Source organism: Halobaculum sp. D14, assembly GCF_051195135.1.
Classification (GTDB): domain Archaea; phylum Halobacteriota; class Halobacteria; order Halobacteriales; family Haloferacaceae; genus JBNTKA01.
Genome location: NZ_JBNTKA010000001.1, coordinates 222,667 through 246,341, shown reverse-complemented (window position 1 = coordinate 246,341; position 23,675 = coordinate 222,667). Strand labels below are relative to the sequence as shown.

Annotated in this window: 25 protein-coding genes; 12 read left to right on the top strand and 13 right to left on the bottom strand. The window is 68.5% G+C overall.

All coding sequences use genetic code 11. From position 1 onward, the window contains the following. Positions 1–59 precede the first annotated feature (59 nt). Together ACQUST_RS01175 and ACQUST_RS01170 are read left to right on the top strand one after the other, a co-directional pair. Positions 60–962 (top strand): alpha/beta fold hydrolase, encoded by a 903-nt coding sequence (locus ACQUST_RS01175; RefSeq protein WP_435124036.1) that lies wholly within the window; start codon positions 60–62, stop codon positions 960–962. A gap of 191 nt (positions 963–1,153) precedes the next feature. Further along, positions 1,154–1,288 (top strand): hypothetical protein, encoded by a 135-nt coding sequence (locus tag ACQUST_RS01170; RefSeq protein WP_435124034.1) that lies wholly within the window; start codon positions 1,154–1,156, stop codon positions 1,286–1,288. Between the two features lie 9 nt (positions 1,289–1,297). Here the strand turns inward: ACQUST_RS01170 and ACQUST_RS01165 are convergent, their stop codons facing one another. Continuing rightward, a complete protein-coding gene (locus ACQUST_RS01165; protein WP_435124032.1) occupies positions 1,298–1,693 on the bottom strand; it encodes a DUF7718 family protein in 396 nt (131 codons plus the stop codon). 363 nt (positions 1,694–2,056) lie between these two features. On the opposite strand from ACQUST_RS01165, the gene ACQUST_RS01160 reads away from it, so the two are divergent. Together ACQUST_RS01160 and ACQUST_RS01155 are read left to right on the top strand one after the other, a co-directional pair. Continuing rightward, complete coding sequence (locus tag ACQUST_RS01160) at positions 2,057–2,479, top strand: type IV pilin (protein WP_435124031.1); 423 nt, start codon at positions 2,057–2,059, stop codon at positions 2,477–2,479. 244 nt (positions 2,480–2,723) lie between these two features. Next, positions 2,724–3,560, top strand: coding sequence for a MarR family transcriptional regulator (locus ACQUST_RS01155; RefSeq protein ID WP_435124029.1), 837 nt, complete (start codon positions 2,724–2,726; stop codon positions 3,558–3,560). 17 nt (positions 3,561–3,577) lie between these two features. Here ACQUST_RS01155 and ACQUST_RS01150 read toward each other — a convergent pair whose 3' ends face one another. Next, positions 3,578–5,260, bottom strand: coding sequence for an FAD-binding oxidoreductase (locus tag ACQUST_RS01150; RefSeq protein ID WP_435124028.1), 1,683 nt, complete (start codon positions 5,258–5,260; stop codon positions 3,578–3,580). A gap of 159 nt (positions 5,261–5,419) precedes the next feature. Between ACQUST_RS01150 and ACQUST_RS01145 the strand changes: the two genes are divergently transcribed. Further along, entirely contained in the window at positions 5,420–5,779 is a 360-nt protein-coding gene (locus ACQUST_RS01145; protein WP_435124026.1) for a hypothetical protein, read from the top strand. Positions 5,780–5,992: 213 nt separating this feature from the next. On the opposite strand, the gene thsA is transcribed toward ACQUST_RS01145, so the two are convergent. From thsA to ACQUST_RS01125, 4 genes are all read right to left on the bottom strand, one after another. Then, positions 5,993–7,642 (bottom strand): thermosome subunit alpha, encoded by a 1,650-nt coding sequence (gene thsA, locus ACQUST_RS01140; protein ID WP_435126069.1) that lies wholly within the window; start codon positions 7,640–7,642, stop codon positions 5,993–5,995. Positions 7,643–7,850: 208 nt separating this feature from the next. Beyond that, positions 7,851–8,408, bottom strand: coding sequence for a KH domain-containing protein (locus ACQUST_RS01135; protein WP_435124025.1), 558 nt, complete (start codon positions 8,406–8,408; stop codon positions 7,851–7,853). 94 nt (positions 8,409–8,502) lie between these two features. Further along, positions 8,503–9,459 carry a serine/threonine-protein kinase Rio1 gene (gene rio1 / locus ACQUST_RS01130; RefSeq protein WP_435124023.1) on the bottom strand — a complete coding sequence of 319 codons (957 nt, stop codon included), beginning with the start codon at positions 9,457–9,459 and terminating at the stop codon, positions 8,503–8,505. Between the two features lie 128 nt (positions 9,460–9,587). After that, on the bottom strand, positions 9,588–9,767 hold the full coding sequence (locus ACQUST_RS01125; RefSeq protein WP_435124022.1) for a DUF7470 family protein: 180 nt from the start codon (positions 9,765–9,767) through the stop codon (positions 9,588–9,590). A 162-nt stretch (positions 9,768–9,929) separates the two neighbouring features. On the opposite strand from ACQUST_RS01125, the gene eif1A reads away from it, so the two are divergent. Beyond that, entirely contained in the window at positions 9,930–10,220 is a 291-nt protein-coding gene (gene eif1A, locus ACQUST_RS01120; protein WP_435124020.1) for a translation initiation factor eIF-1A, read from the top strand. A 31-nt stretch (positions 10,221–10,251) separates the two neighbouring features. On the opposite strand, the gene ACQUST_RS01115 is transcribed toward eif1A, so the two are convergent. Beyond that, the gene (locus tag ACQUST_RS01115) at positions 10,252–11,268 is read right to left on the bottom strand and encodes a tyrosine--tRNA ligase (RefSeq protein ID WP_435126067.1); all 1,017 of its coding nucleotides are present in this window, start codon (positions 11,266–11,268) and stop codon (positions 10,252–10,254) included. Positions 11,269–11,539: 271 nt separating this feature from the next. Here ACQUST_RS01115 and ACQUST_RS01110 point away from each other — a divergent pair, with 271 nt between their 5' ends. The 6 genes from ACQUST_RS01110 (at position 11,540) to ACQUST_RS01085 (ending at position 17,291) form a co-directional block, all read left to right on the top strand. After that, positions 11,540–12,298: a hypothetical protein gene (locus ACQUST_RS01110; protein WP_435124018.1), complete on the top strand. Its 759-nt coding sequence runs from the start codon at positions 11,540–11,542 to the stop codon at positions 12,296–12,298. Between the two features lie 142 nt (positions 12,299–12,440). Further along, positions 12,441–12,860 carry a hypothetical protein gene (locus ACQUST_RS01105; protein WP_435124016.1) on the top strand — a complete coding sequence of 140 codons (420 nt, stop codon included), beginning with the start codon at positions 12,441–12,443 and terminating at the stop codon, positions 12,858–12,860. Then, positions 12,857–13,963 (top strand): DegT/DnrJ/EryC1/StrS family aminotransferase, encoded by a 1,107-nt coding sequence (locus ACQUST_RS01100; RefSeq protein WP_435124014.1) that lies wholly within the window; start codon positions 12,857–12,859, stop codon positions 13,961–13,963. Before ACQUST_RS01105 ends, ACQUST_RS01100 begins: the two co-directional genes overlap by 4 nt. Next, complete coding sequence (locus ACQUST_RS01095; protein ID WP_435124012.1) at positions 13,960–14,742, top strand: class I SAM-dependent DNA methyltransferase; 783 nt, start codon at positions 13,960–13,962, stop codon at positions 14,740–14,742. The genes ACQUST_RS01100 and ACQUST_RS01095 overlap by 4 nt, the downstream gene beginning before the upstream one ends. Continuing rightward, positions 14,739–15,917 (top strand): glycosyltransferase family 4 protein, encoded by a 1,179-nt coding sequence (locus tag ACQUST_RS01090; RefSeq protein WP_435124011.1) that lies wholly within the window; start codon positions 14,739–14,741, stop codon positions 15,915–15,917. Before ACQUST_RS01095 ends, ACQUST_RS01090 begins: the two co-directional genes overlap by 4 nt. 138 nt (positions 15,918–16,055) lie before the next feature. Continuing rightward, a complete protein-coding gene (locus ACQUST_RS01085) occupies positions 16,056–17,291 on the top strand; it encodes an MBL fold metallo-hydrolase (protein WP_435124009.1) in 1,236 nt (411 codons plus the stop codon). Positions 17,292–17,309: 18 nt separating this feature from the next. On the opposite strand, the gene ACQUST_RS01080 is transcribed toward ACQUST_RS01085, so the two are convergent. The 6 genes from ACQUST_RS01080 to ACQUST_RS01055 all read right to left on the bottom strand — a co-directional run bounded on the left by ACQUST_RS01080 (position 17,310) and on the right by ACQUST_RS01055 (position 23,647). Next, positions 17,310–19,193, bottom strand: a complete 1,884-nt coding sequence (locus tag ACQUST_RS01080; protein WP_435124007.1) for a DUF7343 domain-containing protein — start codon at positions 19,191–19,193, stop codon at positions 17,310–17,312. A 293-nt stretch (positions 19,194–19,486) separates the two neighbouring features. After that, positions 19,487–20,086: a DUF7504 family protein gene (locus ACQUST_RS01075; RefSeq protein ID WP_435124006.1), complete on the bottom strand. Its 600-nt coding sequence runs from the start codon at positions 20,084–20,086 to the stop codon at positions 19,487–19,489. Between the two features lie 212 nt (positions 20,087–20,298). Further along, on the bottom strand, positions 20,299–21,261 hold the full coding sequence (corA, locus tag ACQUST_RS01070; RefSeq protein WP_435124004.1) for a magnesium/cobalt transporter CorA: 963 nt from the start codon (positions 21,259–21,261) through the stop codon (positions 20,299–20,301). Continuing rightward, positions 21,258–21,437, bottom strand: coding sequence for a hypothetical protein (locus tag ACQUST_RS01065; RefSeq protein WP_435124002.1), 180 nt, complete (start codon positions 21,435–21,437; stop codon positions 21,258–21,260). Before ACQUST_RS01065 ends, corA begins: the two co-directional genes overlap by 4 nt. Before the next feature lie 75 nt (positions 21,438–21,512). Further along, positions 21,513–21,794, bottom strand: coding sequence for a DUF5808 domain-containing protein (locus ACQUST_RS01060; protein ID WP_435124001.1), 282 nt, complete (start codon positions 21,792–21,794; stop codon positions 21,513–21,515). 179 nt (positions 21,795–21,973) lie between these two features. After that, positions 21,974–23,647, bottom strand: coding sequence for a bifunctional N(6)-L-threonylcarbamoyladenine synthase/serine/threonine protein kinase (locus ACQUST_RS01055; RefSeq protein ID WP_435124000.1), 1,674 nt, complete (start codon positions 23,645–23,647; stop codon positions 21,974–21,976). Positions 23,648–23,675 lie beyond the last annotated feature (28 nt).

The following is a 23,675-nucleotide window of genomic DNA, read 5'->3' as shown; positions in this document are numbered from 1 at the left end:
AACGCCTGCTTCTGGAGTATTACCCCAAAATCACCGCGAATATATTCATTCCAACCGTAATGTACTTTGTCAGGGCTGCTGATGTCGTGGTAGCACCTATGTCTATTTATCGTTCACCGGCGGGTAGACAGGCGCTTGAAACGGTATACGCGGAGGCCGTCGACGAGTTGGATGTCACCGTTGACGAGGAGGAAATCGATACACGGCATGGCTCAACGCATATACTTATGGTAGGGCCAGAACACGGCCAGCCCGTTCTCGTCTTTCACGGTGGAAACGCTACGAATCCGATGACACTGGCGTGGTTTACTGGACTCGCCGATGACTACCGACTCATCTCGCCAGATATCATCGGCCAGCCGGGCCACAGCGCGGAAACACGTCTCGACCCACAAGGAGACGGCTATGGTGAGTGGGTTGTCGATCTCCTTGATGCGTTCGACCTGCATAGTGCGCCGATGATTGGGACATCCTACGGGAGTGGTATCATCCTGCGGACGGCAGCACTTGCTCCCGAGCGCATCGAGCGTGCGGCCCTCGTTGTACCCGCCGGGTTCGGAATAGGGCCACTCCTCCCGATGCTGAAGGTTGGGTTGCCCGCAATCCTGTATCGGTTCCTCGGGAGTGACTGGCTACTCGACCTTGTCTTGAGTGAGATGGTAACCCAAGCAGAGGCTGACCCCGTCGTCCGTGAGACGATTGCGGCGTCCCTCCGCCACGTGGAGCTCGAACGCGAGTTCCCCGAGGCTGACGCAGCCGAACTCGAAGCCTTCACTGCGCCCGTCGCCGTGTTTGCCGCCGAGAATGACCCATTCTTCCCGCCCGACGCGATTATTCCGCGTGCCAGAGACCGAGTCCCCGATCTCACCGAAACCGAAGTTCTCGCCGAGGAGAAGCACATCCTCTCTCCAACGGGACAAGGAAAAGTCACTGAGTCGATTCGCGGATTTTTCGAGACATAAGTTGAGCGCCTCAAAGGCGTCACCTCCCTCCTCTGTACTTACCGACCATCTCTAAATCAATCAAGGGTCAAGGAGTTCAACTGAGCCCTATGGGTAGACCGGTCATCAATTCTCGCCCCGGAGGGACTCACACCTAGCCGGAATTAATTAACCCAATTACTTATTAGAGCACGGCTGTTGGATTCGTGTATATGGCCTCCCGTCACCGTCGAGAGTCTGCCGCGGAGGAATTGGCAGAGCTCACCGACAAGCCGGAAGAGGAATTCGACGCGACGGAGTTCGAACTCCCCGAACTCGACGACCTCGAATCGGTCAGCGAGTCGTAACCCACGTTCTTACTTCGAACGCTCGTGATAGTCGGCGAGTAGGTCTTCATATCGCTCGTCGAAGAAGCGCTCACAGTACGCCGGGGCTCTGTTCACCGGTATCTCAGGGAACCCTTTCTGAACGTCCACCTTCAGATTGCCGTAGGCGTACAGATCGATGTGGAGTCGTTCCTCCGTGATGTCGTGACCCCAATCCATGTGCGGGTGATGATCGAATCGGGCGACGTGCTGCCAGTCGTCTTCAGCTCCGTACTCCGGTGCGTGGTTATACTCCAGCTGAACGATGAACCAGAGCACGTCTCCCTCTTTGACGCCTAGTTCAGTTCGGCGGCGAACCCGACCGTAATCGAGGTGAGCAGTATAGCTCCTGTCGGGGGTTGGCGACTCTAAGTCCCGACCGTCCATCGATTCTCTGGAGCCTGCGGCCTCACTTAGCAGTTGATACTTGGCGATACTCGGCGAAGGATTAGCCGAATCGAAGAATTTTCGGAGTCACAGCTATCTCGACTGTCCAGTTTCCGGTAGCGCGGCGCGGTCCGGCAAACCCGTGCGGTTCGAGGCCGTCCGGCTCCTCGACTACCGACGAAGACGAGTTTCGGACGGTTCCACGGGGAAAATTTATGCCGCGGGGTGAGAGTACTGTGTCGGCGGCACAGCGAATGGTCGCCGCTTGAGTTCCAACTTCGCCTGCCTACCCGGCAGGCGTTCCAGCCGTACGCGTCCGCTGGCAGTTGGTTTTTAGTACCCGCCAACAGTCCCCTAGTCCGCATGAGATTCAAGAAGCTCATCACGGACGACCGCGCGGTGTCGCCGGTCATCGGGGTCATCCTGATGGTGGCGATCACCGTCATCCTCGCGGCCGTCATCGGGACGTTCGTGCTCGGGCTCGGCCAGAACCTGCAGACGAGTCCGCCACAGGCATCGTTCGGCTTCGACTACAACGGAAATGCGTCCGCGGAATACAAAGTCATCGCCACTCACCAAGGCGGGGCGACGCTCAACTCGGATAACACCAAGTCGCTGAACCTGACGGCCGGGAACGGAAACACGACGGACTTCGGGCTTCCAGTCACCGCAGGCGACAGTGCAAACCTGACGAATATCCCGGAAAACACGGACGTCCGCGTGATCTGGACGTCCGCGACCGGTCAGACCTCGCAGACGCTCGCGAAGGGCCAGACGCCGTCCTAACGGACGCGCACCATTTTTGCAGCGCGGAGCGGAACGGGGCGGAGCAGCGGAACTGCTGAGTGCGCTCTCCGCTCACCGCCTCGTCGCTCCGCGGTTCTGAGCGCAATCTGAGTTGTCTCCGGCGGGGCGCGTCGACCACAGCCTCCGAAATCAGCCGTTGCCGCTCGGCCGCTGCTCGCGTGGAGTTCAACCTGGCTCGCATATCTGCGAAGATATTTCCGGTGACGGGCCGTCTGCGCCGGTAATGAGCGACCGGGACGACGGCGACGACGGCGAACTCGGGGTGCTGCGGAGTAAGCGGAACGCGACGCGGTACCAGATTCTCGTGGAGATCGCGGACCGCCAGCCGGCGGTGAGTCAGCGCGAAATCGCGGAGGCCATCGGCGTGACGACGCAGGCGGTCAGCGACTACCTCGGCGACCTGGTGCAGGAGGGGCAGGTGCGGAAGCACGGCCGCGGCCGGTACGAGGTGACGAAGGAGGGGGTCGACTGGCTCATCACGCAGACCGACGACCTCCGCGGGTTCGTCGAGTACGTCTCCGAGGAGGTCATCGAGCAGGTGGACGTCGACGCCGCCATCGCGACCGCGGAGATTTCGGCGGGCGAGCGCGTGACGCTGACGATGCGCGACGGCGTCCAGCACGCGACGCCCGGCGCGTCCGAGGAGACGGGGGAGGCGACCGCGCTCGCCGTCACCGACGCGGCGGCCGAGCAGGACGTCGCGGTCACCGAGTTCGAGGGGATGCTGGACTACGACCCGGGGACGGTGACGGCGCTGTCCGTCCCGCCGGTACAGGACGACGGGAGCGACGCGCTCGACGACGACGCCATCCGGTCGCGGCTCTCGTCGCACGACCTGGTCGCGACCGCGGGCACCGAGGCGCTGGTCGCGGCGCGGCGCGCCGGCGTCACCCCCGACATCCGGTTCGGGACGGCCGGCGCCGTGCCGGAAGCGGCGAGTCGGGGGCTGTCGGTGCTGCTGGTGGTGACGACGGACCTGCTGTCGCGGCACGCCGACCCGCTCCGCGAGCAGAACATCGGCTACGAGGTCGTCGAGTTCGGCGGCGGCGCGGAGTCGTAGCCGGCGCCGCGGGCCGGTCAGCGCGGGTCGAGTCGGCCGCTCGGCCCGAACACGTTCTCGGGGTCCCACTCGGTTTTGGCGTCGCGGAGCCACTCGTAGTTCTCGCCGAACACGGCGCGGGCGGCGGCGGCGCCGGCTTCGTCGCCGGCGAAGTTCGGGAGTTCGCCGTCGTCGCCGCCGGCGCGGTCGCGGACCAGTTCGACGCTGCGCTTCGCCCAGCGGCGCTGCTCGGCGTCGTCCGCCGGGTCTTCCCAGGCGGCCTCGAAGTTGAGGACGAAGTCGGCGTCGCGGCCCGGAATCGCGGTCTCGTCGGGGTCGAAGTCGGCGACGGCGCCGCCGAGCGGCCAGACCACGACGGTGTCGCGGTCGCCCGGCATCCGCCGCATCCGGTCGACGGTCAGTTCGACGAGGTCGTCCGTGAGGTCGTCGACGGCGATGGACTTCCAGTAGTAGCGGTCGCCCTGCGGGGAGTCGCCGCCGAGGAGCCGCTGGAGTTCGAGATACGGGAGGCGCTCGGCGCGGTCAGCGAGCAGCGCGTCGTCGTCGAGTTCCCGGTACGGCCGGAGTTCGGCCTCGCCGCGCTCGGGGTCGCCGGCGTACGCGCCGAGAAAGCAGAGCGCGAGGTCCCCCGCGGCGTCGTCGGGGAACGAAGCGTCAGCCGTAGCGGAGGCCGCGTCGTCGGAAGCGGCGGCACCGTCAGCAACCGAGTCGCCGCCGCGGTCGCCGCTGCGGCCTCCGTCTCCGTCGGCGGATTCGGGGACGACGGCGACGTACGGGGAGACGTTGGTCTCGCGGTCCGCGTCGCGGGTGAGTTCGCGGTACCGGCGGAGCAGCGCGGCGGCGTGGTCGGCGTCGCCGAAGCGGTACCACGTGTCGCACATCGCGACGTCGTGGTCCAGTTCCACGAGGTCGAACTCCAGTTCGACGGCGGCGCCGAAGTTGCCGCCGCCGCCGCGGAGCGCCCGGAACAGGTCGGGGTTCCGGTCGGCGGACGCCGTGACGATCTCGCCGGCTGCGGTGACGACGTCGACGCGGGTGAGCCGGTCGCACGCAAGTCCGTAGCCGCGGGTGAGGTAGCCGGTGCCGCCGCCGAGCGTCAAGCCGGTGACGCCGGTGTCGGGGGCGACGCCGAGCGGGGTGGCGAGTCCGTGCGCCTGGGTCGCCTCGTCGACGTCGCGGAGCGTCGCGCCAGGTTCGACGACCGCGGTTCCGGCGTCCGGGTCGACGGTCACGGCGTCCATCCGCGAGCAGTCGAGGACGACGCCGCCGTCGCAGGTGGAGGCGCCGGCGACCGAGTGGCCGCCGGAGCGCAGCGCGACGCCGAGCCCGGTTTCGCGGGCGGTTTCGACGATTCGGGCGACGTCGGCCGCGTCGGCGGCGTACACGACCGCGGCCGGGTACCGTTCGACCAGTCCGTTCCACACGAGCCGCGCGTCGTCGTAGGCGTCGTCGCCCGGCCGGACGAGGGCCGCGTCGACCTCGGGCCGCCAGTCGGCTGCGTCGTTCGCGTCGTCCGAGTCGTCCGCGCCGTCGTTGCCTCCGAGGCCGTCCGCGTCGGTGGTGCCGCCGGCGGCGGGCGACTCGCCGTCTCCGTCGAGCGCCGCCGCTAGCGCGTCGAACGCGTCGGCGTGCTCCCGGGCGATTTCGGCGGCGTCGGCCGCGGTGAATCCGGCGTCCGCCTCCGCGGTTGAGTCGCTCATATCACCCGGTGTTCGGCACGCGGTGGAAAAGGTGTCGTCACGCGCCGCGGTGACGGCCGCGATTCGGCGACGGTCGGTCTCTGCCGAAGGCGGACGGGAGTGACGGCTACGCGGGCGACGAACGGAACCCATTTCGGCGCGGACGGTCCACCGGGAGCCATGCAGCGCCGCCGCCTCGCCGCGTACGCCCGACTCGGGGTCGCCTACCCGGCGGCCACGGTCGTCGCGGTCGCCGCCGCGTCGTGGGCCGCCGGGGTCGACGTCGGCGTCGCCGTCCTCGGGCTGTCGACGCTCAGCGCCGCCGTGCTGACCGGCGTCTTCCTCGCCGACACCCGCACGCTCCGGTCGGACGAGGCGAACCGCGGCCCCGACCAGCACCGCGGATTCCTCGGCGGCAACAGCGAACCCGGCGCCTCCGCGGTGCCGCGCGGCATCCGCGCCCGCCTCGCGACGTACGCCGCCGGACTGTTCGTCCAGACTGCGACGCTCGTCGTCGTGCTCGGCCGGAACGGCTTCTGAGTCGCGGTGCCAGCGAGACCGCAGGACAGCAGCAGCAACAGCGAGTGTGAATCGGGGAGTCGTGACTGCCGAGTTCTGCGTCGGCGCGAAAAAGTCCGGTGACGTGGTCCGGAAGCCGTGGTCGTCGCAGCGGTGCGGGAGGGGGTCGGTCGGCCGGCGGGCCGATGTGTGACCGGCGCCGCGCCGGTCAGGGTGCGAGGTCGGTCCCCGCGTTTACATCGCGCCGCCCATGCCGCCCATACCGCCCATGCCGCCCATGCCGCCGCCGCCCGGCGGCATCTCCTCGTCGCCGCCGTCGTCGGTGCCGCCGCCCTTGAGGTCGCCGGCAGCGATGACGTCGTCGATGCGGAGGATCATGACGGCCGCCTCGGTGGCGGACTCGATGGCCTGCGTCTTCACGCGGAGCGGCTCCACGACGCCCTCGCTCTCCATGTCGATGACGTCGCCGGTGTAGGCGTCGAGGCCCGCACCGAACGCGCCGCCGTCGTGCTTCGAGCGCAGGTCGACGAGCGAGTCGATCGGGTCGAGACCGGCGTTCTCGGCGAGCGTGCGCGGAATGACTTCCAGCGCGTCGGCGAACGCCTCCACGGCGAGCTGCTCGCGGCCGCCGACGGAGTCGGCGAAGTCGCGGAGTTCGAGCGCGAGCTCGGTTTCGGGGGCGCCGCCGCCCGGCAGCACCTGCCCGTCTTCGAGCGTCGTGCGGACGACGCCGAGCGCGTCGTCGATGGCGCGTTCGACCTCGTCGACGACGTGCTCGGTCCCGCCGCGGAGCACGAGCGTGACGGACTTCGCGTCGTCGACGTCCTCGACGAAGATGCGCTCGTCGCCGCCGATGTCCTTCTGGGCGACGGAGCCGGCGAAGCCGAGGTCGTCCTCGGTGATGTCGTCGAGGCTGGCGACGACGCGGGCGCCCGTCGACCGGGCGAGGCTCGTCAGGTCGGAGTCCTTCGCGCGGCGGACGGCGAGGATGCCCTCCTGTGCGAGGTAGTGCTGGGCCATGTCGTCGATGCCGTCGCCGACGAAGACGACGTCAGCGCCGACGGCCTTGAGCTGGTCGACCATCTCGCGGAGCTGCTTCTCCTCCTGGTCGAGGAACTGCTGGAGCTGGTCGGGGTCCGTGACGTTGACCTCAGCGTCGATCTCGGTCTCCTTCACTTCGAGGGCGCCGTCGTACAGCGCGATGTCGGCGTCCTCGACGGCGTACGGCATGTTGTCGTCGACGCGCTCCTTGTCGACGATGACGCCCTCGATGAGCTCCGAGTTACCGATGGAGCCGCCGACGACCGTCTCGATGGAGACGTTGTCGGTGTCGATGACGCCGTCGTCGTCGCGGACGGCGAGCACGGCGTCGACGACGAGCTGCGAGAGCGCCTCGCGGGCGGACTCGGCGCCCTTGCCGGTCATCGCCGTCGCGGCGATCTTCTCGAGCGTCTCGCGGTCCTCCGCGGTGACGTCGATGGACTTCTCTTCGAGGACCTCGCTGGCCTTCTCGGCGGCCTGTCGGTACCCCTGCGCGATGGTCGTCGCGTGGACGTCCGAGTCGAGGAGTTCCTCGGCCTGGTCGAGCAGTTCACCGGCGATGACGACAGCCGTCGTGGTGCCGTCGCCGACCTCGTCCTCCTGGGTCTCGGACACCTCGACGATCATGTTGGCCGCCGGGTGGTCGATGTCCATCTCCTTCAGGATGGTCACGCCGTCGTTCGTGACGACGACGCCGCCCGAGGAGTCGACGAGCATCTTGTCCATCCCTTTCGGACCGAGCGTGGTCCGAACGGACTCTGCGACGGCCTTGCCGGCCGTGATGTTCATCGACTGCGCGTCCTTTCCGGACGTGCGCTGGCTGTCCTCCGAGAGTACGATCATGGGCTGATTGCCCATCCGCTGACGCTGAGACATGACGGGCGTTGATTGTTTTCGATTCTATAAAAGTGTTACGCTGCGTGCTGCCAACGGGTCGCACGACGCGGTACACCACTGTGTGAATGAGTAACACGAAGAGGTTTATATACTATCGGGAGTCCGTGGCACGGAATCACGCTCCGGGCGAGAAACAGACGCAGAGAGGTCGGTCTTACCGGGTTTCGTCGGCGCTCGGCGGCGCGAGGTCGGGGGAGCCGTGGATTTCGTTGTGTTTGCGTTCGAGGAACGAGTAGACGGCGCCGTGGGGTGCGCCGTCGAGAATCATGCCGGCGGCGCGGCGGACGGCTTCGACTTCCTCGGGCTGGCCGATGACGCCGAGGGTCGTGCCCTTGATGACGACGTCGGCGCCGCTGAGCTGCTCCATGAGTTCGCGGGTGCGGCCGTTCTCGCCGATGAGGCGGCCCTTCTGCCGCTGGAGATCGTTCTTGTTGCGGGTCTGTTCGTCGATGTCGACGAGGTCGAACCGGCGGAGGTCGTGGTCGAGCAGCGACAGCGCCGCCTCCGGCGTGAAGCCGCGGCCGATGGCGCGGACGACGTCGGGCGCGACCATCCCGGTGACGGGGTCGCCGACGGTGTCGATGCCGACCGACCCGGTCTCGGAGTCGATGTCGAGGCGCACCTCGGCGCGCTCCTCGATTTCGCGCATCGTCTCACCCCCTTCGCCGATGAGGACACCGATGCGGTCCTGCGGGACCTTCACGTGTTGCATGTAGTGAAGTTCCCGCTGGACGGTTTTAAGGGTTCCCTCGCCGTGGTGCCGCGGCACCGGCTCACACGGCGCCTGCGCGGCGCTGCGGACCGAACTACTCGTCGGAATCCGTGGTTGCGTCGGCGTCGCCGGAGGCGGTGTCGGCGTTCGCGTCCGCGCTCGGATTCGGGTTCGCGTCCGGGTCCGGTTCGGCCGACGGCGCCGGGTCGGCGTCCGTGACGTACTCGCGGAGGTCGTCGCCGGAGACCTCGATTCCCTGCCGGGAGAAGAACGCGGCGACGTTCTCGCAGTCGCGCTTCAGGAACTCCTCGGCGTTCGGGTGGTGGACGGTGACGGCCTGCCCGAGGTCGATCACGAACAGTTCGCCCTCGTGGATGATCATGTTGTACTCCGAGAGGTCGCCGTGGACCAGTCCGGCCGAGTAGAGGCGGCGGACGTACTCGCGGACGACTTCGTAGGCGGTCTCGGGGTTCTCGACGTTCACCTCCGAGAGCCGGCGCGCGCGGTCTTCGGCGTGCCCGACGAGGTCCATCACGAGGACGTTCCGCTGGACGGCGATGGGTTCGGGGACCCGGACGCCGGCGCGTTTCGCCCGGAGCAGGTTCGCGTACTCCTTGCGGACCCACGCCAGCACGACCTTCTTCTTGTCGCTGCCGATGCCCTCGAACCGCGGGTCGCCCTGCAGGTACTCGCGCATGTGCCGGAAGTTCGAGGTGTTGATGCGGTACACCTTCACGGCGATTTCGCGGTCGTCGCGGCCGAGCGCCTCGTAGACGTTCGCCTCCTTCCCGGTCGAAATCGGGCCGCCGAACGCCGAGATGTAGCCGTCCTGCACCAGTTTGTACAGCGCGGCGAGCGTGGCGTCGTCGAACACCGACGCCTCGACTTTGAACTGCTCGGTGTTCTTCAGCCGCTTCCGGAACTGGTTGAACTCCCGGTCCTGCCGCCGCGCGATCCGGTCGGCTTCGTCGTCGGAGACGTCGAGCGACTCCCACTCGTCGCCGACGCCGTCCGCCTCCTCGGGGGCAACCAGCCCGAACTCTCCTGTCATCTCCCGAAACGTACGTCGCCCGCACTGAAAAGCCCCGTCGGTCGGAAACTCGGCGGCACCCCGGTTCGAGCCGTAGCACTCGGAGCCGTTCCGGAGTCGACGAGTGCGAGAACCGGCGCCGAATCCGTCTACGCGAAGCCGAACTGCCGCATCAGGTTCGTCGCGAGGCCCTTCACGACGAGGCCGGTGCCGACCAGAATCATGGCGAGACCGACCGCGACGACCGGCTGGCTGTAGGCGACGACGGCGAGGCCGGCGACGAGCGTGAGCGCGCCGACGACGCCGGCGGCGCCGAGTCTCTGGAACATACCGGGTCGTCCGGCGCGGCGCGGAAAACACGCTCGGTTCCCCGCGGCCACGCCCGACTCGGCGGCTGCTCGGGTCCGACTCGGAACCGGCTCGGGGGCCGCTCGGGGCGTCGTTCGGCCGCTCCCGGCGGATTTAAAGACCCCACAGGATAATCCGCGGGTATGAGCGACGACGACTCCGGGGGCAGAACGGACCTCAGAATGCCCGACGACGACGAGGTGTTCGCCGAAGTGACGAACATGCTCGGCGCGAACCGCGTCGAAGTCCGCTGCGCGGACGGCACGGAGCGCACCGCGCGCATCCCGGGACGGATGCAGAAACGCGTCTGGATTCGCGAAGGAGACATCGTGCTCGTGGAGCCGTGGGACTGGCAGGACGAGAAGGCCGACGTGACGTTCCGCTACGAGAAGAGCGAAGCCGACCAGCTCCGCGAGGAAGGCCACATCCAGTAGTTCTCGGCCGCTGCGAAACCGGTTTCCCGGCTCAGTCGTCCGCGTTCCGGAGGACTTCGCGGCCGGGCGCGACGAGTTCGTCGAGGTAGTCGGCGAGCGCGCCCTTCGCGTCCGCCGGGTGGAGTTCGCCGGATTCGAGGTCCGACGCGAGCGCCTCGTACGACTCGTATTCGAGGTCGCCGCCGTACTGCTCGGGTCGCTCCACGACGACGCGCTCGAACCGCGGGAACACGTGGTACTGGAAGATTTCGAGCACCGGGTTCTCCCGCTCGTTCCCGTCGTCGTCCGGGTCGGGGTCGCGCGTCGGCGGGCAGAACGCCGACGTCACCTTCTCCTCGATGTCCTCGGCGGAGTCCTCCATCGAGATTGTGACGCCCCCCGACGACGACATCTTCCCGACGCCGGTCGTCAGGTCGGCGAGGATGGGCGTGTGGAGACACGGCCGCGCCTCGTAGTCGTGGTCGCTCTCCCCCGACTCGATGGCCGGAATCTGCTCGCGGTGCAGCATGTGGACCTTCCGCTGGTCGAGGCCGCCGACCGCGAGGTCCAGGTCCAGGTAGACGATGTCGAGCGCCTGCATCAGCGGGTAGACGACGTGACTCACCTTCGCCGTGTCCCCGCCCTGCAGCTCCGCCATGGCGCGCTGCGCCCGGTTCAGCGTCGTCGACACCTCCAGTTGGTGCGTGTCGAGCACGTAGTCGTCGTCGAGCTGGAACGACGACCCGTAGACGAACTCCGTGCTGTCCTCGTCGAGCCCGTACGCCACAAACTGCTGTTTCATCCGCTCTGCCGTCTCGCGAATCTCCGCGAACGTCCCCTTGTCGTTCAGGTACGCGTGGACGTCCGCGAGCAGCACCACGACCTCGAAGCCGGCGTCCTGCAGGTCGATGAGCTTGTTCGCCGTCAGCATGTGCCCGATGTGGAGCACGCCGGACGGCTCGTAGCCGACGTACACCCGCTTCCCGTCTGGGTCGGCGGCGAGCGCCTCGACTTCCTCCTCCGTGACGACCTCGGACGTGTTCCGGGTGATCAGCTCGTGGGCGTCCAGCTCGGTCATGTACGTCCAGATTCGCGTCCGCCGATTACGTCTTTCGGATGTGTGCCGCCGCCTCCCACGTCCGCGCCGCGTCTCAGTCGTGATAGCCGCGCCGTAACGGCTTTTACGCCCCTTCGCCGACCCGGCTCCATGGGAGTGAACCGGCTGTCGAAGGCCGCAACCGGAAGTCTGCTGCTCGTCGCGCTCGCCGCGGCAGCGCTGGCTGCACTGCAAGTCGTCTGAGCCCGCGCGGCGAGTCCGCGTCGCCTCCGACGCCGCCGGCGTGTCACAGCACCGGTGGCTCAACGCCACGGTGACCGAACACGGCGTCCCGTCGCCGCCGCGGAACGCCTCCGTGTACGTGGTCGCCGGCGGCGAACACGACGCCGACGGCGACGGCCCCGACGCGGCGCGGGAGCGCCGACTCGGCACCCACCCGTTCGCGACTGACAGCGACGGAGACGGCCTCCTCGACCGCCGTGAGGCGTCGTCGCTGCCGACGGACCCGGCGCGGGCCGACACCGACGGCGACGGCAGTTCGGACGCGGCCGACGACTTCCCGGCGAACGCGAACCGCTCCATCGAGAGCGGCGTCTCGACGCTGCTTTCCGGCATCTGGGCGGTCGGCGCGCTGCTCGGCGCCGTCACGCTCGGCGCCGCGGCGTCGCGGCTCTCCCGGCGGCTCACCGGAGTCGGCCCCACACTGCTCGCCGACCGGTCCGTTCCGCGCTTCGCCGCCGCGACGCTCGGCGTGTTCCTGCTCTCCGCGCTCGTCATCGCCGCCGAAACCGTCTCGGACAGATCCGCGACGCTCGCCGAGACCGCGTTCAAACTCGGACTGGCGACGTCGTGGACGGCCGCCGGCGCGCTCGGCGCGACCGCCGGCGCGTCCCTGCTCGCTCGGCTCGGACGTCGACTCACCGGAGTCGGCCCCGCGGTTCTCGCCGACCGGTCCGTCCGCCGACTCCTGCTGCTCGCGTTCGTGCTCGCCGCGGGTCCGACGGCGCTCGGCCTGGCGGCCGCCACGGCCGGATACCTCTGATTCGAATCGGCCCGGCAGCGTAACGTCCGCCGGACCTCCAATGTGACAGCGGCCGAGACGCCGTCTACCGGTCCGTTGGTGACCTGAGACAGTCAGGTTATTATACGTCGGTTGACTTCACGACGACTAGGAGAGCGCTACAATGATCGAAGAAATCCGAGACGAGGGCACGCTCTACGCACTCGTAATCTACTCTGATTATTCACCCGACGGTGTCGAGTTTTTCACGCCTGGTGAGTTCTCTCAGCAGCTCGGAGTCATGAAGCGGCCCAGCGGACACGAAATCGAGCCGCACTACCACAAGGACGTCGTTCGGGAGGTCGAGCGCACCCAGGAGGTGCTCGTCATCCGGGAGGGGAAAGTCCGCGTCGACATCTACGATGACGACGAGCGCGAGATAGAGAGCCTGACGCTCGAAGACGGCGACGTCATCCTCCTCGCGGCCGGCGGCCACGGCTTCGAGATGCTCGAAGAGACGGAGATGGTCGAAGTGAAACAGGGGCCGTACGCGGGCGAGGACGACAAGGTTCACATCACGAGGAGCGAATCTGGCGACACATGATTCCGGTTAACGTCCCGGACATCGGCGACGAGGCAGCCGAACTCCTCGCTGACTGCGCGGAGACCGGCTGGGTTTCGTCCGCGGGCGAGTACGTGACGGAGTTCGAAGACACCTTCGCGGAGTTCGTCGGCGTCGACCACGCGGTCAGTTGCTGTAACGGAACCGCCGCACTCGAGATGGCGGTCACCGCCCTCGACATCGACGACGGCGACGAGGTCATCATGCCGTCGCACACCATCATTTCGTGTGCGATTGCGGTCGTCGAGAACGGCGGCGTCCCGGTGCTCGTCGACGTCGAACCGGACTCCTGGCAGATGGACGTCGACCAGGTGGAGGCGGCCATCACCGACCGGACGGCGGCGATTATGCCGGTCCACATCTTCGGCCACCCGACCGACATGGAGCCGCTCGTCGAACTCGCCGTCGAGCACGACCTCGCCATCGTTGAGGACGCCGCCGAGTCCCACGGCGCCCAGTACAAGGGGGAGCGGGTCGGGTCGATCGGCGACCTCGGAGTGTTCAGTTTCTACGCGAACAAGATTGTCACGACCGGCGAAGGCGGGATGGTCGTCACCGACGACGACGCGCTCGCGGAGCGGCTCCACGGCGCCCGCAACCTCTTTTTCAGGCCCGACCAGCGGTTCGTCCACGACGAACTCGGCTTCAACTACCGGATGACGAACATGCAGGCAGCGGTCGGCGTCGCGCAGATGAACCGGGTCGACGAGTTCATCGACCGGAAGCGGTGGCAGCGGCGCGAATATATGGACCGGCTCGCCGACGTGGACGGAATCACGCCGCAGACGGTGCAGCCGTGGGCAGACCACGTCAACTGGGTGTTCGGCGTCACCCTCGACGACGACGTCCCGTTCGACGCCTTCGAGTGGGCCGAGCGGCTCGAAGCCGCCGGCGTCGAGACCCGGCCGTTCTTCTGGCCGCTGCACGAACAGCCGGTGTTCGACGAGATGGGGCTGTTCGGAGGCGAGTCGTACCCGGTCGCCGAGCGAATCGCGCGCCGCGGCCTCTACCTGCCGAGCGGAATGGCGCTCACCGAAGAACAGATCGACGACGTCGCGGACGCGGTCATCGAGACGTTACCATGAGCGACGACCGAACCGACTTCACCGAACTGTACGCCAGCGCGTACGACGAGATGTACCGCGAGAAGGACTACGAAGGTGAGGTCAGCTACCTCGAGGCGCTCTGGTCCGACCTCGACGCCGCCCCGGCGTCCGTCCTCGAACTCGGCTGTGGCACTTGCGGACACGGACTCGTGCTCGCCGAGCGCGGATACGACGTCCTCGGCGTGGACCGGTCCGCGGAGATGGTCGAGCGCGCACGGGAGAAAGTCGCGCAGGCGAATCAGGCCGACTCGCTCAGCGTCCAGCATGGGGACCTCGCGTCGTTCGACGCCGACGAGCCGTTCGACGCCGCGATCGCGATGTTCGCCGTGATGGGATACGTCGCCGAGACCGACGCGCTCCGCGAGGCGCTCGAAACCGTCCGGCGGAACCTCTCGCCGGGCGGAACGTTCATCTTCGACACCTGGTACGGCCCCGCCGTCCTCGACGAGGGGCCGGAGACGCGGCTCCGAGAAATCGAGACCGACACCGGGGTGCTCTACCGGTACGCGACGCCCACCCTCGATACGGCCCGGCAGGTCGTCACGGTCGAATACGACCTCGTTCACGTCGACGAGGACGACCACGCGACGGTCGACGAGGAGGCGCACGAGATGCGGTTCTTCTTCCAGCAGGAGATGGAGCTGCTCACCGAAATGACGGGGTTCGACCTCGTCGGCGTTCACCCCTTCCGGGACCGGGAGGCTGACCTCGGAACGGGCACGTGGAACGTGACGTGGGTGCTCGAAAAGAACGCATGAGCGCGGACGCAGCGGACGTCCGGCTCGGCGTCGTCGTCACCGCCGATTCGAGTTACGGCGGCGCGTACCAGTACACGCGGACGGTCATTCAGGCGCTCGAGTCGTCTCCGTACACTCCTCGGTACTTCTACTTCGACGAGAACTGGGAGGATTCAGCATTGTACGGGGAGCGGTGGGAACGGCTCTCCGTCCCGGAGCAGGCTCTCAGGTACGGGGCGAGCAAGCTGTTCGAGCGGACCGGGGTCGACCCGGCCGTGCTCGGCTCCGCCCGGAAGGCGCTGTCGCCGACGCTGCTCCGGTACGACCCGGACCTCACGCTGTACCCGACGCCGTCTCCGATGGCGTTCGAGGTTGGCTTCGACTACCTGATGGCGATTCACGACCTGCAGCACCGCATCAATCCGCAGTTCCCTGAGGTGTCCGCGGGAGGCGAGTACCGTCACCGAGAGTATCTCTTCGGACGGGGGAGCGAGCACGCCGCCGGTATCCTCGCGGACTCCGAAACCGGAAAGCAGGACGTCGTCCGGTTCTACGACGTCGACGAGTCGGCCGTCCACGTACTCCCGTTCGTGCCACCGGACTACCTCGACGACGCCGGCAACGAAGTCGACGACGACCTCGCGGAGCAGCTTCCTGACGAGTACCTGTTTTACCCCGCCCAGTACTGGGAGCACAAGAACCACGTTCGGCTCCTCGAAGCCGTCGCGACGCTCCGGGACGAGCGCGGTATCGAGACGCCGCTCGTGCTGGTCGGCGGCGAGAAGAACGCCTACGAGGACGTCCAGTCCGCCATCGACCAGAACGACCTCGGCGACCTCGTTCACCAGCTCGGCTACGTCGAAAACGAGGCGATGTACACGCTGTACACGCAGGCTACGGCGCTTGTCATGCCGACGTTCTTCGGTCCGACGAACATCCCCGTCCTCGAGGCGTTCAAACTCGGCTGCCCCGTCATCACGTCGGACGTCCACGGAATCCCGGAGCAGGTCGGAGACGCGGGGCTCCTCGTCGACCCCGAGTCCGCGACCGACATCGCGGACGCCGTCGAGCGGCTCTGGACCGACGAGTCGCTCCAGCAGCGACTCGCCGAGCGCGGCCGTGAGCGAGCAGAGACGTACACCCGTGACGACTTCCGAGACCGGCTCGTCGACGCTATCAGCGCCTCGCTGAACTGAACCAGGCCGCCCGACCAGCCGGCGCAATACGCTGCGGGCCGGTGTCAAGTCGGTGCGCCCGGAGGCCGGCTCCGACTGGCCTCCTCGGCCGCAGCCGGAAGCGACGAACAAAAGCGCCTCCGCCCGCTACGTCCGCCGATGAACGTCCGGTTCCTCGGCGGCGCCCGCGAGGTCGGCCGCAGCGCCCTCCTCGTGAACGACTCGCTCCTCCTCGATTTCGGTATGCTCACGGCGGAGCCGCCGCAGTTCCCGGTCGACACGCCGGACCCGGAGGCGGTCGTCGTGTCGCACGGCCACCTCGACCACGTCGGCACGGTTCCGTCGCTGCTGTCCGGCGACGACCGGCCGCCGATTCACTGGACGCCGCCGACCGCCGAGCTGGCGCTGACGCTCGCGCGCGACACGCTGAAGCTGCACGGCGGCTCGTACAACGCCCCGTTCACCGAGAACGACGTGAAGCGCGTCACCGAAGTGTCTCACACGCACGGCTACCGGGAGCCGTTCGAGGCGGCCGGCCACGAGGTGACGTTCTACGACGCGGGCCACATCCCGGGGAGCGCGCACGTCCTCGTCGACGACGGCGACACCCGCTTGCTCTACACCGGCGACTTCCACACCGACGACCAGCGGCTCGTCTCGGGGACGACCGCCCGGCCCGACGCGGACGTCGTCGTCTGCGAGAGCACGTACAGCGACGTCGACCACGACCCGCGGGCCGACATCGAATCGCGGTTCGCAGAGAGCGTCAAGACGACGCTCTGGGAGGGCGGCACCGTCGTCGTCCCGGCGTTCGCCATCGGGCGGACGCAGGAACTACTGCTGGTTTGTGCGGCGCACGACATCCCCTGCTACGTCGACGGCATGGGGAAGGAGGTGACGGAGATGCTTCGCCGGCACCCCGAGTTCGTCCGCGACGCCGACGCGCTCCGCCGCGCGAAGTCGCACGCACGGTTCGTCACTGGCCGCGACGGCCAGCGCAAGCGAATCACCGAGCAGAAGGCGGCCATCGTCACGACCAGCGGGATGCTCTCGGGCGGCCCGGCGATGACGTACATCCCCGAGATCCGGCAGCGGCCGACGAACAAGATCACGATGACCGGCTACCAGGTCGAAGGGACGCCGGGGCGACGCCTGCTCGAGACCGGGAGCGCCGAAATCGACGGCCGCGTCATGCCGGTGAGTGCACAGGTGGAGCAGTACGACTTCTCGGCGCACGCCGACCGCGACGGGCTCCTGTCGTTCCTCGACGCCTACCGGGACGCGACTGTCCTCGTGAACCACGGCGACCGCTGTGCCGACTTCGTCTCGGAGCTGCGCGCCGACGGGTTCGACGCGTCGGCGCCGCGGCTCGGCGAGGAGTTCGCGTCCGGCTGAGACGACGGACGGCGGCGGTCAGGCGTCGAACGGGCTGTCCGCGCCGTCGGGTTCGTCGCCGGGGAGCGTGACGACGTTGCCGCGGCCGACGTTGATTTTCGTGACCTTGTCGTCGTCGGCCATCCGGGAGAGCACGCGGCTCACCTTCGATTTCGACCAGCCGGTCTCGTCGACGAGCGTCGACTGCCGGATGCGGCCGCCGTTCCGACGGAGCACCGCGAGCACCGCGTCCTCGTTCGTGAGCGTGTCGAGCGGCGGCTCGGTCGGCTCCTGTCGAGCGGCCGCAGCGCCTCCCCCGGATTCGCCGGGTTCGCCCGGCGCTCCGTCTGCGTCGCCGGCGACGAAGGCGTCGTTGTCGACGCCCGATTCACCGGGAGTCGCAGGGCCGTCGGCGCCAGCGTCGGCAGCGTCAACGTCCGCGGCGTCGGCGGCGGTAGCGTCGGCCGGCGTCGACCCGGTGAGTGCGGCGGAGACGACGTGAACCCTGTCGCTGAGCCGAGTCGCGGCCGCCGAGAGCCGGGCGGTCACGGGCGAGTCGCACACGCGGCTGCGGACGCGCTCGGGGACGTACGGGAGCCAGCGGCGGCGGGACGCCCAGGCGACGCCGCCGAGCAGGGCGCCGACCACCGGGAGGAGAAGCGGCCACGTCGGGAGGCCCGTGTCGGTGTCGACGGTCGCCGCGTCGCCGCGGCCGTCCCCGTCCGTGTCCGCCGCCGTCGGGTCGGTGCCGAAGCGGTTCACTTCGTCGCCGTCGCCGAGGCCGTCACCGTCCGTGTCGACCCGGTTCGGGTTCGTTCCGTGCCCGTTCACTTCGTCGCCGTCGCCGAGGCCGTCCCCGTCCGTGTCTGCCTTCGTCGGGTCGGTGTTGGTTTCGTACGCCTCGGCGCCGTCGGCGAGGCCGTCGTCGTCCGTGTCGGCCTTCGTCGGGTTCGTGCCGAAGGTGTACACTTCGAGCGCGTCGGCGAGGCCGTCGCCGTCCGTGTCCGCCGCCGTCGGGTTCGTCTCGTGGTCGTTCACCTCCGCGGCGTCGCCGAGGCCGTCACCGTCCGTGTCCGCCGCCGTCGGGTCGGTTTCGTGGGTGTTGCGTTCGAGGGCGTCGGCGAGGCCGTCCCCGTCCGTGTCGGCGCGGTTCGGACTGGTGCCGAAGCGGTTCACTTCGTCGCCGTCGCCGAGGCCGTCCCCGTCCGTGTCGGCCTTCGTCGGGTTCGTCTCGTGCCGGTCGACTTCGTCGCCGTCGCCGAGGCCGTCCCCGTCCGTATCGACCGTCAGCGGGTCCGAGCCGAACGTGTCGAGTTCGAGGCCGTCGAGCAGGCCGTCGCCGTCGGTGTCCGCCTCGGAGAAGTTCGTGCCGACGGTCACTTCGCGGGCGTTCGTCGCGCCGTCGGCGTCCGCGTCGGCCTCCTTTTCGATGACGGCGACCTGGTGGACGGTGCGCGCCGCGACGTCGCGGCTCAGCGTGTCGGCGGTGACGACGACGCTGACGGACTGCGCGCCGCGGAAGCCGTCGGGCCACTGCTCGAAGGTGAACGTGAGTTGGTCGGTGCTGTTGCCCGACAGCACGACCGACCGGCACGCCAGGTCCGCGGTGGAGCCGTTGTCGGCGGGCGTCGACTGGACGCACACCTCGTAGTGCCCCTCCCCTTGCCCCGCCATCGTTTCGAGGGTCACGTCGAGGGTCGTCCGGTCGCCGGCCCAGATGTACGACGTGTTGCCGCGCGTGAACACGACGTCGCCCTCGCCGAACGAGGACGACGCGATGCGGACCTGCTGGTGGTCGGTGGCGGCGACGCCGGTGCTGACTGCTGCTGTCGCGACGCCGGCGGCGACGGGCGCGGCGAGCAGGACGACCGCAAGCAGGAGCGCGGATGCGGCGGGGACGGAGTCGCTTTGTTTGGGAATCACGCGGGCCTCTGTGGTCGTTCAGGCCGTTTCCGCTCGCGGACTTAACCCTTTCGCGCTCTGTTTCGTCCTCTGAGAACCGACGAAACAGTCTGAAACAGTCAGCGAACAATCGGTGGAGACACGCCTACGTACAGCGGTTTTGAGTGAAACGGTCGGGTTTCCGATGAGAAGTGTTCGGCGAGAAGTGGTGGGTGGAGGGCGCGTGCCGCCGGCCGGAACCCCCTACAGTTCGGCCGGCGAGCGGTCGCGAGGACCGGGCCACGTCAGGGGAGTCGTCCCCCCTGAAAGTCGCGTCAGCGACGGCGTGTCACAGTGGCGCCGTCCGCGTCCACGCGCACGACGGCGTCCATCAGCGACGCGAACGTGTCGACGGTGCACTCGTCGTGTGCGCCTGCGACGAGTCCGTAGACGGCGACCGCGTCTTCGGACGCGAGTCGGTTCACGACGGCGTTGCAGAAGCGGTAGCAACGCTGCCGGTCGACGTACTGGAGCAGCGTCGTGAGCGACGGGACCTGACAGTCGATCTGTCCGTCCTCGTCGGCCACGGACGCGAGGAGCTTGTCGATGGCGACCCCGAGTTCCGTGAGGTTCGCTGGCGAGGACACCGGCTCCACAGTCAGCCGGTCCTCGTCCACCTCGACGGTTCCCCCCTGTGGGGTCGCGTCTGCGACGAGCACGGTGCGGCCGTCGGTCGGCCACTCAGCCAGTTGTTCGACGTCGACCTGCGTGAACGCGACGAGCAGCAGCGGACCGTCACCGGCGACGCGGCCGCGTTCCCCTGGCGCGGCGGTCGAGCCGTGCGGTTCATCCAGAACCAACACGTTCGATGCGTCGGCGAGCTGTGACGGCCACGCGCCGCCCTCGGTTACCGTCGTGTGCAACGTCCCTGACATGGCGTCTGCAGCGACGGCGACAGCCGACTAAAACCCGGATAGCCGTCCCGTCTCGTTTCGTCTCACCACCCCCACCATTTCATTCCGTTCCACTCTGTCTAGAAAACATATTTCGGCGCCTCGGGTCCGCCGCCCCGAAACGGACTGAAACACTCCGACGAAATCAGCGAAACAGTCCGTCGCCGTGTTGCGGTTTCGTGGGTCTCCCGCGGCTACAGCCAGCCTTCGCGCTGGAAGTAGGCGACGAGAATCACGGCGACCACTGCCATCCCCAGGAGCGTCGCCGGGTACGCGTACGGCCAGGTCAGCTCCGGCATCACCTCGAAGTTCATGCCGAAGACGCCGGCGATGAACGTCAGCGGCAGCACGATGGTCGCGACGACGGTGAGCCGACGCATCACCTCGTTCGTCGACTGCGACAGCGTGTTCAGGTAGATGTCGCGGGCGCCGCTCGTCAGGTCGCGGTACGTCTCGGTCAGCTCGACGAGCTGCACCAGGTGGTCGTAGGTGTCGCGGTAGTACTTCTCCGTCTCCGGCGTGACGTGCGCGTCGTCGCGGTACAGGACGCCCATCGCGTCCCGGGTCGGCCACACGACGCGCCGCACCGACAGCAGGTCCCGGCGGAGGTCGTTGATGACGCCGAGCGTCTCCGTGTCGGGCGACTCCACGACCCGCTCTTCCACCGTCTCGATGTCGCCTTCCAGTTCGTCGAGCAGGTCGAAGTAGTCGTCGACGACGCGGTCGACGACGAGGTACCCGGTGAAGTCCGGGCCGGACGAGAGCGCGCGCCGCTCGTCGCCCGCGACCCGGTTCCACACGGAGTCCACCGACCCGACGGACTCCACGGTCATCGTGACGAGCCAGTCGTCACCGACGAACACGCCGACCGGCTGCGTCCGCATCTCCTCGAGGAACGTCGTCTCGCCGACACGGAACCGGGCGGCCTTCACCAGCAGGAACGTGTAGTCGTCGAGCACCTCGGCTTTCGGCCGCACGTCGTTCACGACGTCCTCCACGTGCAGCGGGTGGATTCCGAACTCCCGGCCGACCGACTCCAGTTCCGCGCGGTCGTCCGACTCCGCCCACGTCCACGTCGTCCCGGGCGCCGAGATGGCGTCACTCGGCTCGTCGAACGACGACGCCCCCGCCGCGGTGTACGACAGCGACCGGTTCACTGCTCACCTCCGTCGGCGGCGGCCGGCCGGTGATACGTGACCGCCGCGAGCGTCACACCCGCCATCAGGCCGACCAGGCTCGCCTCGCGGCCCGGATACGGCGCGACGACGCCGGCGGCGTAGCCGACGAGCGACGCCGCGGTGAGCGCCGCCGACGCGGCAAACGCACGGTTCATGGCTCACCGTCCCGGCGCAGCGAACTAAACCTTACCCGCGGCCGCACGGCAGAACAGTCCCGCAGTCGAGGCGTCTCAATCGTCGTCGACGATGACCTCGACCGGCTCGTCCTCGGCGTCGGACTCCTCGGCGCCGGACCCGCCGGCGCGTTCCTGGTACAGCAGCGCACCGGCGACCGCGAGCACCACCCACGACCGCCAGCTCGCGAGGTTCAGCGTGTAGCCGATGCCGAACGGCTTCTTCATGACCATCCCCTCCCCCGGCTGCCAGTACGACGACAGCAGCCGGCCGATACTCGGCCGCTCGAAGTTGTACGGGATACCGAACAGCTCCCCGGACTCCGGTTTATCAACCATACGTGACAGGTACGTCCGCACCCGATAAATGGTTTCGGCCTCCCCGCCGACACGACGCCGCGGCCGCCCGTAGTTTCTTCAGCGATGCCGCGGCCAGACGCGCCGTGACGTAGCAGCGACCGCGCGACGTCCAGCGGCTGTGCGGCCACCGTCGCGTGCGCGTCCGGCCGCCTGTCCGCCTACTGGCTCGCCGACTCCGACTCGGTCGCGGCCTGGTAGCGACCGCGCCCCTCCACGGTTCTGAGGCGGTCGAGAACCGCGCCGTCCCCCTCCTCGCGGTAGCCGGCCTCGACCGCTTCGATGAGCGGCTCCGGCGTTTCGGCTGTTCCGACGAGCGACTGCTCGAACACGTGGAGGTCCATCGCGCGGTCCTCGACGTGCTCCGTCGCGTAGCCCAGCCCGAAGTCGATGAGGTACGGCCGGTCGACGTCGCCGCGGTCGGCGTTGTCGCCGCCGTTTCCGGTAGCGTCGCCGCCGCGTCCGACCCTGACGTTCCGTGTCGTCGGGTCGCCGTGTACCGCGCCGGCGGCGTGGAGTCGCGCGAGGTGTCGTCCGACGGTCCGGCACCGCTCCGCCGTGAGCACCGCCGCGAGGTCCGCGTCGCCGACGTGCTGCATCGTCAGCGTCGCCTCCGGCACGTCCACGTCGCGGACGAGCGGCGTCGGCACGCCCGCCTGCCGCGCCTCCGACAGCAGCCGCGCCTCCCGGACCGTCCGGCGCCGCCGCAGCGACGCGTCCAGCTCGGGGTGCCGGTAGCCCTTCGGCACCCGACGCTTGACGACGTCGTCGCCGCGGAGTTCGACGACCGCCTCCGCGCCGCGGAGGTCGCTCGCGCCGCCCGCGCTGGCGCGGCTCACGGACTCGTCCGTGCCGCGCCACGTCACGTCCACCTGGTCCGGCCGGAAGTCGGGGTCCACCGCCGAGTCCGCGACCGGGACCGTGTCGCCGGCGGCGGCCATCTTCGCGCCGAGCACCGCGATCATCCCGGCGTTGTCACGGAGGAACCGCGGCTCCGGCGCGTAGAAGTCCGCGCCGCGCGCCGCGCACATCTCCGAGAGCATCTCCCGCAGCCGGTCGTTCTGCCCGACGCCGCCGCCCAGCACCAGTTCGTCGGTGCCGGTGAGCGACAGCGCCCGCTCGGAGACTTCCGTCAGCATCGCGAACGTGTGCTCCTGCAGCGAGAAGCAGACGTCCTCTACGGGGACGCCGTCGTCGTACGCCTGCTTCGCCGCGGACATGATGCCGGAGAACGAGAAGTCCATCCCCTTGACGACGTACGGCAGGTCGACGTAGCTGCCGTCGGCGGCGTGCGCCTCGATTTTCGGCCCGCCCGGGTGGCTCCAGCCGACGTGCCGCGTGAACTTGTCGAGGGCGTTGCCGACGCCGGTGTCCATCGTTTCGCCGAGCACCCGGTATCGGCCGTTGTGGTAGCCGAGCAGGTGCGCGTTGGCGCCGGAGGCGTTCAGACACACCGGCGAGTCGAACCCGGAGCGGTGCCGGCCGATTTCGAGGTGCGCCACCATGTGGTTCACGCCGACCAGCGGCACGTCGAGCGTCCGCGCCAGCGACCGCGCCGCGGTGCCGACGATGCGGAGACACGGCCCGAGGCCGGGGCCGCGCGAGAACGCGACGGCGTCGATGGCGTCGGCGCCGAACGCCGCTTCGGCGTGGTCCAGCGCCGCCGCGACGACCCGGGGGACCGCGTCGCCCATGTGTTCTGCGGCCTCTCGCGGATGGATGCCGCCGCTCTCCGGCTCGTACGCGTCGGACTCGATGAAAACAGCGTCGTCCTCGGTGTCGTAGACAGCGGCGCTCGCACACCACGCCGTTCCTTCGATGCCGAGGACCCGCATTCGGTTCAGGTCGGGGACGGTGCGGGAG

What these genes read in the sequence shown, in the direction of transcription:
- ACQUST_RS01175 (WP_435124036.1), top strand. Translation starts at nt 60, where the DNA reads ATGTACTTTGTCAGGGCTGCTGATGTCGTGGTAGCACCTATGTCTATT.
- ACQUST_RS01170 (WP_435124034.1), top strand. Translation starts at nt 1,154, where the DNA reads ATGGCCTCCCGTCACCGTCGAGAGTCTGCCGCGGAGGAATTGGCAGAG.
- ACQUST_RS01165 (WP_435124032.1), bottom strand. Translation starts at nt 1,693, where the DNA reads ATGGACGGTCGGGACTTAGAGTCGCCAACCCCCGACAGGAGCTATACT.
- ACQUST_RS01160 (WP_435124031.1), top strand. Translation starts at nt 2,057, where the DNA reads ATGAGATTCAAGAAGCTCATCACGGACGACCGCGCGGTGTCGCCGGTC.
- ACQUST_RS01155 (WP_435124029.1), top strand. Translation starts at nt 2,724, where the DNA reads ATGAGCGACCGGGACGACGGCGACGACGGCGAACTCGGGGTGCTGCGG.
- ACQUST_RS01150 (WP_435124028.1), bottom strand. Translation starts at nt 5,260, where the DNA reads ATGAGCGACTCAACCGCGGAGGCGGACGCCGGATTCACCGCGGCCGAC.
- ACQUST_RS01145 (WP_435124026.1), top strand. Translation starts at nt 5,420, where the DNA reads ATGCAGCGCCGCCGCCTCGCCGCGTACGCCCGACTCGGGGTCGCCTAC.
- thsA (WP_435126069.1), bottom strand. Translation starts at nt 7,642, where the DNA reads ATGATCGTACTCTCGGAGGACAGCCAGCGCACGTCCGGAAAGGACGCG.
- ACQUST_RS01135 (WP_435124025.1), bottom strand. Translation starts at nt 8,408, where the DNA reads ATGCAACACGTGAAGGTCCCGCAGGACCGCATCGGTGTCCTCATCGGC.
- rio1 (WP_435124023.1), bottom strand. Translation starts at nt 9,459, where the DNA reads ATGACAGGAGAGTTCGGGCTGGTTGCCCCCGAGGAGGCGGACGGCGTC.
- ACQUST_RS01125 (WP_435124022.1), bottom strand. Translation starts at nt 9,767, where the DNA reads ATGTTCCAGAGACTCGGCGCCGCCGGCGTCGTCGGCGCGCTCACGCTC.
- eif1A (WP_435124020.1), top strand. Translation starts at nt 9,930, where the DNA reads ATGAGCGACGACGACTCCGGGGGCAGAACGGACCTCAGAATGCCCGAC.
- ACQUST_RS01105 (WP_435124016.1), top strand. Translation starts at nt 12,441, where the DNA reads ATGATCGAAGAAATCCGAGACGAGGGCACGCTCTACGCACTCGTAATC.
- ACQUST_RS01100 (WP_435124014.1), top strand. Translation starts at nt 12,857, where the DNA reads ATGATTCCGGTTAACGTCCCGGACATCGGCGACGAGGCAGCCGAACTC.
- ACQUST_RS01095 (WP_435124012.1), top strand. Translation starts at nt 13,960, where the DNA reads ATGAGCGACGACCGAACCGACTTCACCGAACTGTACGCCAGCGCGTAC.
- ACQUST_RS01090 (WP_435124011.1), top strand. Translation starts at nt 14,739, where the DNA reads ATGAGCGCGGACGCAGCGGACGTCCGGCTCGGCGTCGTCGTCACCGCC.
- ACQUST_RS01085 (WP_435124009.1), top strand. Translation starts at nt 16,056, where the DNA reads ATGAACGTCCGGTTCCTCGGCGGCGCCCGCGAGGTCGGCCGCAGCGCC.
- ACQUST_RS01075 (WP_435124006.1), bottom strand. Translation starts at nt 20,086, where the DNA reads ATGTCAGGGACGTTGCACACGACGGTAACCGAGGGCGGCGCGTGGCCG.
- ACQUST_RS01065 (WP_435124002.1), bottom strand. Translation starts at nt 21,437, where the DNA reads ATGAACCGTGCGTTTGCCGCGTCGGCGGCGCTCACCGCGGCGTCGCTC.
- ACQUST_RS01060 (WP_435124001.1), bottom strand. Translation starts at nt 21,794, where the DNA reads ATGGTTGATAAACCGGAGTCCGGGGAGCTGTTCGGTATCCCGTACAAC.
- ACQUST_RS01055 (WP_435124000.1), bottom strand. Translation starts at nt 23,647, where the DNA reads ATGCGGGTCCTCGGCATCGAAGGAACGGCGTGGTGTGCGAGCGCCGCT.